11 protein-coding genes, 1 tRNA gene and 1 other RNA gene are annotated in these 12,849 nt (G+C 66.1%); 7 read left to right on the top strand and 6 right to left on the bottom strand.

The window, feature by feature from the left end; translation table 11 throughout:
- Positions 1–40 precede the first annotated feature (40 nt).
- Positions 41–691, top strand: a complete 651-nt coding sequence (locus LQ144_RS10980) for a TetR/AcrR family transcriptional regulator (RefSeq protein ID WP_230118735.1) — start codon at positions 41–43, stop codon at positions 689–691.
- A gap of 11 nt (positions 692–702) precedes the next feature.
- Here the strand turns inward: LQ144_RS10980 and LQ144_RS10975 are convergent, their stop codons facing one another.
- Positions 703–1,377: a LytR C-terminal domain-containing protein gene (locus LQ144_RS10975; RefSeq protein ID WP_230118734.1), complete on the bottom strand. Its 675-nt coding sequence runs from the start codon at positions 1,375–1,377 to the stop codon at positions 703–705.
- Positions 1,370–1,669: a type II toxin-antitoxin system VapB family antitoxin gene (locus LQ144_RS10970; protein ID WP_230118758.1), complete on the bottom strand. Its 300-nt coding sequence runs from the start codon at positions 1,667–1,669 to the stop codon at positions 1,370–1,372. Before LQ144_RS10970 ends, LQ144_RS10975 begins: the two co-directional genes overlap by 8 nt.
- Before the next feature lie 148 nt (positions 1,670–1,817).
- Between LQ144_RS10970 and LQ144_RS10965 the strand changes: the two genes are divergently transcribed.
- Both LQ144_RS10965 and LQ144_RS10960 read left to right on the top strand, forming a co-directional pair.
- On the top strand, positions 1,818–2,750 hold the full coding sequence (locus LQ144_RS10965) for a hypothetical protein (protein ID WP_230118733.1): 933 nt from the start codon (positions 1,818–1,820) through the stop codon (positions 2,748–2,750).
- Positions 2,751–2,828: 78 nt separating this feature from the next.
- The gene (locus LQ144_RS10960; RefSeq protein ID WP_230118732.1) at positions 2,829–4,466 is read left to right on the top strand and encodes a stealth family protein; all 1,638 of its coding nucleotides are present in this window, start codon (positions 2,829–2,831) and stop codon (positions 4,464–4,466) included.
- A gap of 79 nt (positions 4,467–4,545) precedes the next feature.
- On the opposite strand, the gene LQ144_RS10955 is transcribed toward LQ144_RS10960, so the two are convergent.
- The 3 genes from LQ144_RS10955 to LQ144_RS10945 all read right to left on the bottom strand — a co-directional run bounded on the left by LQ144_RS10955 (position 4,546) and on the right by LQ144_RS10945 (position 7,517).
- A complete protein-coding gene (locus LQ144_RS10955) occupies positions 4,546–5,460 on the bottom strand; it encodes a phosphodiesterase (protein WP_230118731.1) in 915 nt (304 codons plus the stop codon).
- Positions 5,461–5,633: 173 nt separating this feature from the next.
- Complete coding sequence (locus LQ144_RS10950; protein WP_230118730.1) at positions 5,634–6,023, bottom strand: hypothetical protein; 390 nt, start codon at positions 6,021–6,023, stop codon at positions 5,634–5,636.
- A gap of 51 nt (positions 6,024–6,074) precedes the next feature.
- A complete protein-coding gene (locus tag LQ144_RS10945) occupies positions 6,075–7,517 on the bottom strand; it encodes a M23 family metallopeptidase (RefSeq protein ID WP_230118729.1) in 1,443 nt (480 codons plus the stop codon).
- 219 nt (positions 7,518–7,736) lie between these two features.
- Here LQ144_RS10945 and LQ144_RS10940 point away from each other — a divergent pair, with 219 nt between their 5' ends.
- A complete protein-coding gene (locus tag LQ144_RS10940) occupies positions 7,737–8,645 on the top strand; it encodes an oxygenase MpaB family protein (protein ID WP_230118728.1) in 909 nt (302 codons plus the stop codon).
- A gap of 64 nt (positions 8,646–8,709) precedes the next feature.
- On the opposite strand, the gene LQ144_RS10935 is transcribed toward LQ144_RS10940, so the two are convergent.
- A tRNA-Ser gene (locus tag LQ144_RS10935) sits at positions 8,710–8,797 on the bottom strand.
- A 136-nt stretch (positions 8,798–8,933) separates the two neighbouring features.
- Between LQ144_RS10935 and LQ144_RS10930 the strand changes: the two genes are divergently transcribed.
- The 3 genes from LQ144_RS10930 to LQ144_RS10920 all read left to right on the top strand — a co-directional run bounded on the left by LQ144_RS10930 (position 8,934) and on the right by LQ144_RS10920 (position 12,754).
- Complete coding sequence (locus tag LQ144_RS10930) at positions 8,934–9,257, top strand: hypothetical protein (protein WP_230118727.1); 324 nt, start codon at positions 8,934–8,936, stop codon at positions 9,255–9,257.
- 60 nt (positions 9,258–9,317) lie between these two features.
- An RNA gene (ffs, locus tag LQ144_RS10925) (signal recognition particle sRNA small type) lies at positions 9,318–9,414 on the top strand.
- On the top strand, positions 9,413–12,754 hold the full coding sequence (locus LQ144_RS10920) for a DNA polymerase III subunit gamma and tau (RefSeq protein ID WP_230118726.1): 3,342 nt from the start codon (positions 9,413–9,415) through the stop codon (positions 12,752–12,754). Before ffs ends, LQ144_RS10920 begins: the two co-directional genes overlap by 2 nt.
- The last annotated feature ends 95 nt before the right edge of the window (positions 12,755–12,849 follow it).

The raw sequence follows: 12,849 nt of genomic DNA, 5'->3' as shown, positions 1-12,849 counted from the left end.
GCGCCCGGGGTTTACTGACAGATCGCGGTAAAGTGTCCGTATGCCCCGGATTTCGGCCCCCAGCAATGCTGCGCAGCGCGCCGAGACCCAGCGCCGCATCCTGAATGCCTTCGGCGAGCTGCTCTTCACCCACGGACTGCCCGGGCTGACCATGACGGACGTTGCGCGCCATGCCGGAATCGGGCGGACGGCCGTGTACAACTACTACGCCGACATTGAAGAGCTGCTCATCTCGTACGCGCTCGTCGAAACGGAGCGCTTTCTGGCGGAACTGCGCGAGTCGCTCAGCCGCCTGGAGAATCCAGTGGACCGGCTCGCCCTGTATGTTCGCGCCCAGGTGGAGGACCTCAGCCGCCGCCACATGCCGCCCGGACCGGCCATGGGCGCCGTTCTTTCGCCGGCGTCCTTCGCCAAGCTCGCCGATCACGTCGGCGGCCTGAGTGACCTCCTGCAGGACATCCTGCGCAGCGGCATGGACCAGGGCTACCTGCCCGTGGCAGACGTCCGGCAGCAGGCCCAGCTGATCCACGGAACACTGTCCTCCAGCGCGGCCCGCGGAAGCGAGGAGCCGGACGACCTGGAGGAAAGAATTTCAAGGACAGTGCGCTTCATCCAGTTGGGTTCCGGTGCAAGGTTCGACGACGGCGGCCGCCCTGTCCCGCTCGGCGGGCGGCCCGCCGTGGCCGGCTAGGCTCCCGCCGTTCAGGGCTTGACGCTTGGCGTGGGTACGACCGGCAACGGGGCATCATCCGCGATGCGCCTGCTTTCCCGCGGGCAGCTCAGCTTGCCAGGGGTCTGGTCCACCAACTCGGGCTTGGCCAATCCCCGGTAGTCGCCGGCCAGGATCACGTCAACGCTGGCATCCGTGCGCCCGTCCTTGAAATAGTCGGACCCCGGGACGTTCCGCTGGACGGTGAAGGCCGCAGCCTGGCCGGCGGCACCGGACACCACGGCGGCCACGCCCCGGTAACCTGTTTCGGTGTTACCCACCTTGCCGACGCCGAACTTGCGGACCTTGAACTCGTTGGCGGCCGACTTGGCGAGGCCGGCCCGGCTCGTGGCGTTGAAGACGTTGACTTTGACCTTGGCGTTAGGGGTGTAGTCAAACGTTGCGGCGGGGCAGGCCGAAGCCTTCGCCCCGCTTTCCTCGGTTCCAGGAATTTTGATTTGGCCGTTCATGATGCCCAGGGCTGCCAGGATCGCCCCAACGATCAGCGCAAGAAGCAAGATAAGCACCACGCCGTGCAGGATCCGGCGCCGCAGCCTGCCGGGGTGGTCGAGGGTGTCGTCCTGCTCCACGAACGTGGCCCGCAGCTCCGGACCCGTGATGACGCGGTGTCCATGCAGGACCGTGACGTCCTTGCGTTTTCTAGCCATCGATCACCAGCACACGGGCGTGAATGGCGGTGCGCTGGTGCAGTGCCGTCCGGACAGCCCGGTGCAGGCCGTCCTCCAGGTAGAGCGTGCCCTGGTACTGCACAACGTGCGGAAAGAGGTCGCCAAAGAAGGTGGAGTCCTCGGCCAGCAGGGCCTCGAGATCCAGAGTCCGCTTGGTGGTTACAAGTTCATCCAGCCGCACGGGCCGCGGCGGGAGCAATGCCCAGTCCTTGGGCGTGCTGAAACCATGGTCGGGGTACGGGCGTCCCTCGCCCACAGCTTTGAATATCACCATGCAAGCCTAAGCACCTTGCCTGTCCAAGGGAATGTGGAACCGGCCCGCATCGGAGGTTGTAGCCAAACAGTAACCATGTGTCACATCCGGCCCGGATTTGCCTGCCTCGGCGCCCCGGGCAGGCGGTGGCTGTCAGAATGGAGCCATGACTGCACCTCCCGCGAATGCCGCCGCTGCCACCTTAGGCGCCCACACGCCGTCGACTCCTCCCCTTGCCCTCCTCCTGGACGTCGACGGCCCCGTGGCCAGCCCCGTGACCAGGAACGTCAAGCCGGAAATCATCGCGGACCTCGTGGCACTGGCCGCCGCCGGGATCCCCATCATCTTCAACACCGGGCGCTCGGACGCCTTCATCCGCGAGCAGGTCATGGAACCCATGATCGCGGCGGGGATGCCGGCAGGAACGCTGATCCATGCCATCTGTGAAAAGGGCGCCGTCTGGTTCAGTTACACGGCTGCCGGCCCCGGCCCTGTCCATGTGGACCACGAACTGGCTGTCCCCGCCGCCTACGGTGACGATATTCGCCGGATGGTGGCGGAGGACTATTCCTCGCACATGTTCTTTGATGAGACCAAGCGCGCCATGGTGTCCGTGGAACAGCACATCGAGGTGCCCAACAGCGAATACCTGGCCGAGCAGCACCTGTTCGACGAGGAAGCCATGGAACTGATGGCGCGCCACGGCCTCGGTGTCGTGCGGCTGGACCACCACGCACCGAACTCCGACGACGAAGTCGACTACCGGGTGGACCCCACCATCATTTCCACGGACATCGAGTCCGTCCGGCTCGGCAAGGACCTCGGCGCGAGCCGGGCCGTGGAGCTCCTCGCGGCGCAGGGCGTCACGCCCCAGGCCTGGCGGACCGTGGGTGATTCCCGGACGGACTACGCCATGGCAGACTGGCTGCACCACAACGACCACCCGGTCAAGCATGTGGACGTCCGGCCCGCGGACGGAGTGCCGGTCAAGCCCTACGACATCCTCACCGCCACCGACCTGGGCCTGGATGCGACGGTCATCCACGACGACGCCGGAGCGGCTTTCCTTCGCAGCTGGCGTGAGGCGCTGGCGGGCTGAGCCCGCTCCCGCCGCTCGGCCGCACGCGCCACTCTGGGCGGCGGCACTGTTCTCCTGCAGTTTTTTGGCAGGACTATCATGCAAGTAAGAGCCCATCCCCTAGCAGCACGGAGAATCCCCATTACAGACGTAACGGTTCAGGACGACATCTATTACGGCGGACAGACTTCCGAGGATGTCCCGGTGCTTGCGGAAGTAACGTCGCCGGCCGCTGTTGCGCGCCTCAAGCACCGCCCTGACGTGGTCCGTCGCTCTGGCCGGTATGCACTGATCAACCAGAACCGCACGCCCTACCAGGCCATGGTGGAGGACCTGCTCTTCCTGCGGACGGTGCTGGCAGGCGCCAGCCTGGATTACCTGCTGGTCCGGGGCAACAACGACCGCCCTGTGATCGCCCTGGACTGGAAGAACCGCAAGAAGCTGCGGGCCGCCCTGGTTGAGGCGTGCCGCAACGAGCCGTTCTACTCCATGACCGTGGACGCCAAGAAGAAGACCTCCGTGCTCGTGGCGGACGGTGAACTTTCCACCAACCGTCAGGCGAGGATCTTCCGCTTGTACAGGCCCCGGGTGGAGCCGAACGGCGGTTTCGAGTTCGGCGCCTCCGCAGGCGTGCAGGTGGAGCTCTGGAGCTTCGAGGGCGACCAGCTCATCCTGCCGATCGAGAACTCGCTGACGCGCCGCACCATGCTGACGCAGGACGCCGTGCGGGGAACCGTTGAACGCTATGGCCACACCTGGCCCACCATCGAGAACATGTTCGCTGATCACGCGAGCGACATCAGCTTCGACATCGACCTGGTTTTCTCGTGGGTAGACGGCAGTTCTCCGGAGTACATCGCAGCCCGCAGGGCGCGGCAGACCGGCGCTGTCCTCGGTGAGGGTGACGACCACGAAGCGCGGTACCGGCAGATCAACGAGCTGAAGTACGCACTCCGGTCCGTCTACATGTTCGCGCCGTGGATCCGCCGCATCTTCATAGCTACGGACTCCCCCGCGCCCGAATGGCTGGCGGACCACCCGTCCGTGACGATTGTCCGGAGCGAAGAGTTCTTCGCCGATCCGTCCGTGCTCCCTACTCACAATTCCCAGGCCGTGGAATGCCAGCTGCACCACATCGAGGGTCTTTCAGAGCATTTCCTGTACTCCAACGACGACATGTTCTTCGGGCGTCCTGTGGGGCCGGACATGTTCTTCACCCCGGGCGGGATCACCAAGTTCATCGAGGCCGAGACCCGGATCGGGCTCGGGGACAACGCAGCCGAGCGCAGCGGCTTCGAGAATGCCGCCAGGGTGAACCGGAAGCTGTTGTGGAACCGCTTTGGCCGGATCACCACGCGCCACCTGGAGCACTCCGCCGCGCCCCTCAGGCGCAGCGTGGTGGCCCAGATGGAGCAGGAGTTCCCTAATGAATTCGCCAAGACTGCGGCCAGCACCTTCCGCGCGGCGGACAACATCTCCGTGACCAATTCCTTCTACCACTACTACGCGCTGCTCACCGGCCGTGCTGTCACCCAGACAGCGGCCAAGGTCAGGTACGTGGACACGACCCTCCGGGCGGGGTTGAACTATCTGCCCAAGCTGCTGGCTAAGCGCAACATGGACTTCTTCTGCCTCAATGACGGCAGCTTCCCAGAGGTTCCGGCCGAGGAGCGGGCCGAGCTCGTCACCGACTTCCTGGAGAAGTTTTACCCCATCAAGGCACCCTGGGAGAAGTAAGGGCTGGGACAAGTAAGGGCCTGCCGCGGCGATTGCGTCGCCGCGGCAGACCTGCCGCCTCGATGTCAGGCCCCTGGGGCTAGGACTTTGCGGTCAGGACCGGGCGCTTGGCATGCTCGGGGATGCGGACTCCGGCGGCCACGAGGCGCCGCTCGGATTCTTCGGGGCTGACGTATTCCCCCACCGTGGGCGCCGCGCCCAGCGGCACCACCGAATGGACGATGGTGTGCTCGTACACGTGCACCAGGTTAAAGGCCTGCCCGCCGTCACGGCCGCGGGTGCCTCCCACAGGGACGTTCAAGTCCTGGGTGTAACACGTGGCCGAGGCCACCGACACCGGGATACCGGCGAAGGTTGCAGTGGTGGAATAGTGAAGGTGCCCTGCCAGAATGGTCCGCACGTCCGAGTTGCGGACCACGGCAGCCAGGGCGGCCTGGTCGCGAAGCTCCACGAGCACGGACAGGTCAAGCACCGAGGGCACCGGCGGATGATGCAGCGCCAGGATGGTGCCGTCCGGGGCCGGGGTTTCCAGCTGCGCGGCCAGCCAGTCCAGCTGGTCGCCGCTGAGCTCGCCGTGGTGGAATCCCGGCACGGAAGTGTCCATGGTGATGACTCGCAGGCCGTTGACGTAATAGCTGTGGTCCACGGGGTCATCATTCCCCGGCTGGTCCAGCAGACCGGCCCGGAAATTGGCGCGGTTGTCGTGGTTACCCATTGCCCAGATGACCTTGGCGCCCAGATCCCCGCACGCCGGTTCAACGATCGCGCGGAGTTTGGCGTAAGCCTCGGGGTCTCCCTTGTCCGCCAGGTCGCCGGTGAAAATGACGGCTTCCGGACGAGCGCCTGATGCCTGGACCTCGTCGAATAGCTGAATTAGGCGCGCTTCGCTGTCAACTGCGCCGTAAAGGGGGTCCGGACCTCCCAACAGGTGGGGGTCACTCAGGTGGAGTAGAAAATGACGTGGCCTGGGGTGCTCGGCCTCGATGAGCTCCATTGCTGCCTTCGCGGTAGTTAGGAAGCGGGCGCCTCCAGTGTTCCCTCTCAGTACGCTCCATCCAACCAGATAAAAAGCAAACTTTGGGGAAACTGAAGTTGGCATGTTGAAAAATTACGATGCCTGCCGCTTCTTGGCTAACGCTCCTCGCTTTCGTTTCATATTGGCGGTCATCATGCGATGGCCGCTTTCTTGGGTTTGCCGGAGGTCCGGTCACGCCGGATCAACGGCGGGGGCGAGCCGCCCCACATCTCCACCTTCACAGCTTGGTTCATGCGGAACTTCCAGGGGTTCCACCGCGCCGTGCAAGGCAGAATGCTCTTCTTGGATTTGGTCAACTCGCTGTTCGCGGGGTGCTGTTCCTGGCCATCGAGATCTGTCCAGGCGGTCAGCGGGACTGTGACACCGAAGCCAACAGGCACTGTGTTCCCTGTAAAGCGTCCAAAATCAATGACGGTTCCGTCATTGAGTGTCGGCGGAATCGTGGGGAGGGAAGTTACATGGTGCTCTCTGGCCGGTCGCATGGTTGATATTAATGACAACGGTAATTGCAGCCGCTGCATTCCTTCGACCTCCTTACCGGCTGGAGCCGGACGGCGAACCCTGCCGCGCGATTACGGCGCGGCGGTGGGATCCGCCGTCACGGCAGCTTCAGTTCCTGCGGGCGCATCCGCAGGGGCTTCTTTTGTGACAACACTTGGATCAGCCGCGGAATCGACTGCTGCTGACGGCGTCGGGGCCGGCGGCTCCGTCGGCGTCGGAGTTGGCGGCTCGGTCGGCGTTGGAGCCGGCGTAGGCGCTGGTTCCGTCAGGGGTGTGGGCACTGACTCTGCGGGAGGCAGCGGATCCGCGGGAGGCGCCGGATCAGCCGGAGGTGTTTCCGGGGCCGGGTCTACAGGCGGGACCGGAGTCGGTTGCGGTGCCGGTTCAGGCGTCGGTGGGAGCGCCGGTTCCGGCGTCGGGATTGGCACCGGGGTGGGGGTTGGAGTCGGGGTTGGCGGTGGCACAGGCGTTGGGGTTGGAGTCGGCGTTGGTTTTGGTGTCGGCTTGGGCGTCACCGCGGGGGCGGCCGGCCTGGTGACAACATCCGGTTTGGGCGTCACACGGGGGCTCGGCGTTGCGACAACTTCTTGCGATGACGAACTGGTGAGCAGGGAAGGCCGCGAAGACCTCGCGACGGCACTCGGCTTCGGGTCGCTGCCCACCGCCGAAACAGCCGGTGAGGTGCCGCCGTCGTCCGTGCTTCCGTCAAGGAAGGGAATCGTCCAGCCTGCCATGCTCGGCGCGTCGGGGTCGAAGCTGGCCATAACGCCAGGCTTCAGGGACGCGACCTGCCGGATGGGCAGGAAGGTCCACTTCATCGGATCCTCGTGCTGCCCGTCCTTGATGACTTCGAAGTGCAGGTGGCATCCGGTGGAGGATCCGGTGGTACCGACCTCGGCAATCACCTCACCGACGCGGACGTGATCGCCCTTCTCCACGGCGATGCCCCGCAGGTGGTTGTACGTTGTGATCAGGCCATTTCCATGGTCGATCTCAACCCTGTTGCCGCCGCCCCACGGGTGCCAACCGGCCGCCCGGACCACGCCGGAGTCGGCAGCATAGACCCGGGTTCCACAGGCGGCGGCGAAGTCCTGGCCCCAGTGGAATTCTCCGGCCTCCCCGGTCAGGGGATTGTGACGCAGCCCGAACGGTGAGCTCGGAACCAGGTCTTCGAGCGGAGCCATGAGGAAGCCCTTGCCGGGACGCTTCAGAACCGTCGACGCGACTCCGGGTGTCTGCGGTTTGGCGCCGGTTTTTGCCGACGCACCACGGGCAGAACTGCCCCCGGGTGTCCGGCCGGAAGGTATTTTTGCAGCGGAGTCGGCGGCTGCCCCGTCCACTTCATGCCCGTCGGGGACGCTGTCCGGGTCAAGCAGCGCCGGGCCTACTGTGCCCGAGGGAGGCGTCAGTGCGATGGTGGCCGCAGCAGGCTGCGGGACCGGACCGGACGGTCCCTGGAATCCGAAGGCGAAGACGGAGAACCCCACGACCACCGCAGCGGAAAGGCTCCGCAAGGCAATCCGGCCCGGGCCGTTTACCCTCGGTGCGTGTCGGTATCCCCCATGAGCTGCCACAGAATTCTCCTGAAATTGGACCCGTCAAACTCCTGTCTCGACGAGCGCGTCCTCCATTGTGGCCACAGGCACGAGCAGGGGGAAACCCCCTAAAACGGGGGGTAAGCACCGGCCCAATATAGGTTTAGGGGGCCCAGGCCGGGTGCGCGAGAATAGAACATGCGCAACTTCCCCAGGGAATGGCAGGCAGAAGTTAAGCGGACCCTCACGGGAAGCCCTGACGCGCCGCCGGAATGGATGCAGCTGTTCGCCGAGGGCGACGACGCCGGCTATTTCCTGCCGGGATCCGCCGTCTGGGCTGTCCACAGGGGCATGCCCACCCTGGTCGCAGGAATCCGGGCACTGCTCATGCAGTCGCTTCATCCTGGCGTCCTCGCCGGGGTCCACGACCACTCCAGATTCCGCGAGGACGCCCTGGGCCGCCTCGCCCGGACAACCCGCTGGATCCACGCCGTCGCTTACGGGTCCACGGCCGATGCACAGGCTGCGACCAGCTCCGTGCTCCGTATTCACGAGTCAGTTCGCGGAACGTACGTGGACGGGACGGGCGCCGCCCGGGACTATTCGGCCAACGATCCTGAGCTGCTCACCTGGGTGCACGTCACCTTCGTCGATTCGTTTCTGGAGGCACACAAGAGGTGGGGCGGCCCCATTCCGGGCGGACCCGATGCCTACGTCCGTGAGTGGGCGCAGGCAGGCCGGCTGATGGGCATCAATTCTCCACCCCTCAGCGAGACCGAGCTGAAACGGGAGCTGGACGCGTGGTTTGCAACGGGCGCTTTGCGCGCGGACCAGAGGGTTGCCGAGACCGTGGCCTTCATTCGGAATCCGCCGTTGCACCCCTCCCTGAAGCCCGGATACCGGGTGCTTTTCCAAGGAGCGGTGCTCAGCCTGGAACCCCAATACCGCGAGATGCTGGGACTGCGGCAGGCGCGTCTTGGCCCGCTGCCCCTCCCGGTGAAGCTGGCTACCAGCGCGACTCTCGCCGTCGTGCGCCTGGCGCTGGGCCGGATGAGTCCGAGCGAGCGCGCCGCCCGGCAGCGGATCCGAAAGCTGGGAGCTCCGTAATTTGGGAGGGAAGCCCGAATACACGAAACCCCGGTTCCGACAATGTCAGAACCGGGGTTTACGATGGCGGAGAATGGGGGATTTGAACCCCCGAGGGCGTTAACCCAACACGCGTTCCAGGCGTGCGCCATAGGCCGCTAGGCGAATTCTCCAGTTGCTTCTGAATCAAAAGCAGATACTAGAATACCCGAACTTTCCGGCATCGCCCAATTGAGTGGATTGGGCCCTATTTTTCGCCGTGGTTGTTCGGCCGTGACGGGCCGGTACGCGGCTGGCAGGATGGGTGTCATGTCGCAGCTCCACGCCCTTGTCGTGTATGTTCCCGAGTCACATGCCGAGGCCCTGATGGCCGCCGTCGGGGACGCGGGTGCCGGGCGGCTTGGCCACTATTCGCATTGCTCTTTCACGTCGCCGGGAACGGGGCGGTTCACGCCCCTGAGCGGCTCCCGGCCGTTTCTCGGCACGGAAGGTGTGCAGGAGATGGTGCCTGAACACCGGATCGAGTGCGTGGTGGATGATGCCGTGCTCGACGCCGTCGTACGTGCACTGCGGGCGGCCCACCCCTACGAGGAACCGGCGTTCATGACCTGGCCGGTGAACGGGCATCGGTAGCCGGCGTGGGGGCGCTCCCGGGCCGATTCGGGGCACGCCGAAACTTCGGGTAAACTGTCTGACGGCCCCTCATGTGGCGTCATCCTGTTGAACTCCCCCAGGACCGGAAGGTAGCAAGGGTAGACGGGCTCTGGCGGGTGCATGGGGGGTCTTTTATGTCAGTCCCGATTGGTAGGGTTTTCTCTGTGACTGTTACTACCGCCCTTTACCGTAGGTACCGCCCCGATTCGTTCGCGGACGTTATCGGGCAGGAACATGTCACGGAGCCGCTCATGACGGCCCTGCGCAAAAACCGCGTGAACCACGCCTACCTTTTCTCCGGACCGCGCGGCTGCGGCAAGACCACTTCGGCCCGCATCCTGGCCCGCTGCCTCAACTGCGCGGAAGGTCCCACAGACACCCCCTGCGGCGTGTGCCCCAGCTGCATTGAACTGGCCCGCGGCGGCTCAGGATCACTCGACGTGATCGAGATCGACGCCGCCAGCCACGGCGGTGTTGACGATGCCCGGGACCTCCGGGAGCGGGCTACCTACGCCCCCGTTCGGGATCGCTACAAGATCTTCATCATCGACGAAGCCCACATGGTCACCTCGGCAGGCTTCAACGCCCTGCTGAAAATCGTTGAAGAGCCGCCGGAACACATCAAATTCATCTTTGCCACCACCGAGCCGGACAAGGTCATCGGAACCATCCGGTCCCGCACGCACCACTATCCCTTCCGGCTGGTGCCGCCGGAACCGCTGATGGCGTACCTCGAGCTGCTCTGCAAGCAGGAAAACGTTCCCGTGGCGCCAGGCGTGCTGTCTCTGGTCATCCGCGCGGGCGCAGGCTCTGTCAGGGATTCGCTGTCGGTTCTTGACCAGCTCATGGCCGGAGCCGGACCCGACGGCCTGGACTACGAGCTCGCCGTCGCGCTCCTTGGCTACACCCACGCTTCGCTCTTGGACGATGTGGTTGAGGCCATTGCCGCCTCCGATTCCGCGACCGTTTTCCGGGCGGTGGACCGTGTCATTCAGACCGGGCATGATCCCCGCCGCTTCGTCGAAGACCTCCTGGAACGCTTCCGGGACCTCATCATCGTCCAGGCCATGCCGGAAAGCGCACAGTCCATCCTTCGGGGCACGCCGGCCGACCAGATCGCGCGGATGCAGAACCAGGCGCACAACTTGGGCGCCGCCGAACTGTCGCGGGCAGCCGACGTCACCAACACCGCCCTGACGGAGATGACCGGCGCCACCTCCCCGCGGCTGCACCTCGAGCTGCTTTGCGCCCGCATCCTGCTGCCCAGTTCGGAACAGACCGAACGCGGCATTGCGGCGCGGATCGACCGCGTGGAGCGCAGACTCAATTACGCAGGGAACGACGTCGGCGCTCCGGCGGCCACTGCTCCCCCGGCCACTGCTCCCGCGCCCGCTGCGACGCCGGCCACTGTTCCCGCGCCCGCTGCTCCCCTGGCACCGGCCGCTGCTCCCCGACCGGCCGCTGTTCCCGCGCCCGCTACGACGCCGGCCCCTTCGACCGCCGGGACTGCCACTCAAGCGCCAGGCAGCCACCCACCGGCTGTCCCGCAGGTCGGCACGCCTGCAGAGCGGGAGACCATCGCTGCACCCCGGATCAGCAGCAGCGACTGGCCGGTGGAAGAACCGCAGCCAGGCGTCCGCAGGCCGTCCTCCGATTCGGCTGCCGGCACCGGACGCGAGCCCGTTCCGCACGCCCAGCCAAAAGAACCCGCTCAACCCGCGCAGGCTGCCCCGCCCTCCTCCGGCGCCGCGCCTGCGCACGCCGCGGAGTCACGCCCGGAAGCGGCGCCCTCAGCACCTGCTGCAACTCCGGCCACTGCCCCTCGCGCAGCAGCTTCAGCGCCTGCGGGTGCAGCCGCCGACGTCGAAGTGCTGCGGCGTGCATGGCCGGAGATCCTGCAGACGCTCACGAAAATCAAGCGCAGCACCTGGGCGCTTGTGGAGCCCAACGCCCAGGTTGGCCAGTTCGACGGTCAGGTGCTGACGCTGGTCTTCACGACGCCCGGGCTGGCGGGAGCCTTCGGGCGCGCCGACCATTCCGAGAACCTGCGGCAGGCCATCCACAAGACCATCGGCATCGACTGCCAGATCACTGCGACGGCAGGCGGATCCAATAGCGCAGCGAGCTCTGACCCAAACCCAAAAGGGCCTACTAGCCGGGACATCCCGGCTACCACCGCGGATGCGGACTGGGGGCTGACCCCGGCCACGCCTCAATCCGCGCGGGAACCGGAGCGGCAGGTGCAAGCGCCGGCAGCGGCATCGGCCGTTTCGCCCGGTGCGGCTTCCGCGGTGGTTCCGTCGTCGGCTTCAACCCCACCAGCCTCGCCTGCTGGCGGGTCAGGCTGGACGCCGCCCCCTGGTCCGGCACCCGCTCCAACCGCCCCGGATCACGGCACCGGCAGTCAGCCTTCGCCCGCTCCTGCGGCCACCGCTTCGCTGCAGCCCGCCGACGCCGGCCAACCGGACGACGCCGTGTCATCAGACGCCGTGTCATCAGATGGCCTGCCATCAGGCGACGCTGGCCAGCAATCCGGTGCCGGACTGGGCGGCTCCTACTCCTACCCTGACGACGACTGGGGTCCGCCCCTCGACGAGGACGCCCCGCCCCTGGACGAAGAACCGCCCATGGACTGGGAGCCTTCGCCCCAACGTCAGCAGCACAATGCTCCGTCGTCGCAGGATCTGCCGCGCCAGGCTGCCGACGCGGTATCGGCACCGACTGGGCACCCGGCACCAGCTGAACGCGCCGAACAAAAGGACGGACCCGGCCAAACTGACCGCCAGTCAGTGCCCGATAACTCCGGCGACCCCTGGACGCGTGCCGTGGAACAGGCCCCCGGCGTGTGGCTCATTGGCTCCGAAAGCAATGTGGGCAAGTATTCGGGCGAAACCGCGGATGGAAGTGGGCAAACGCCGCCAGCAACAACTGCACCGCGCTATGAACCGGCAACGGCTCAGGTGCCCCCGGCGGAACCGGTCCAGGCGGAACCGGTCCTGGCAGGCGCTTCGGTGTCCACGCCGGCTGCGGTCGACGCCCACGTTCCGGCACAGGCTCAATCCACCGAGCCTGAAGCAGGCACGCCAGCGTTCGCTCCTGCCTATGCCATGGCGTCCGCTCCGGTTCCGGCAGCCCACGCCACTGCATTCGCGCCAAGCGCGGCGCCCGCTTCACGGCCCCGCCCTGAGGCAGTCCCGGCTACGTCGCCCGAGGCGGCACCTGTACTTCCCGCCAGCGGAAAGCTCAGCCTCTACCAGAGGCTGTCGAACAGCCCAGAAGCCGAAGCAGGGCGGGCGAAGGCACCGGCCCGCAAGGCCGACTCCGTGGCGTCCTACGTACAGGACATCCCCAGCGCGGACGACGAAACCATCGAGGAGTCCGGCGTGTTTGGCAGGGCCGCGGTTGAGCGTATTCTGGGCGGAAAGCTGATTGAGGAACGGTCACTGGACGGAAGTCCGCTGGTGCCCCGTTATTAGAACGGACTGCCCGCCCGCTCCGTCCGCTGTCCGTCGCCGGTCGCGCCGTGCCGGCGGCACGGGTTAGCGGCCATCTTCCAACCAAGTAATCGAGG

It is taken from the genome of Arthrobacter sp. Bi83 (assembly GCF_918698095.1).
In the GTDB taxonomy this organism is placed as follows: Bacteria; Actinomycetota; Actinomycetes; order Actinomycetales; family Micrococcaceae; genus Arthrobacter.
This window is presented reverse-complemented; position numbering and strand designations above follow the sequence as displayed.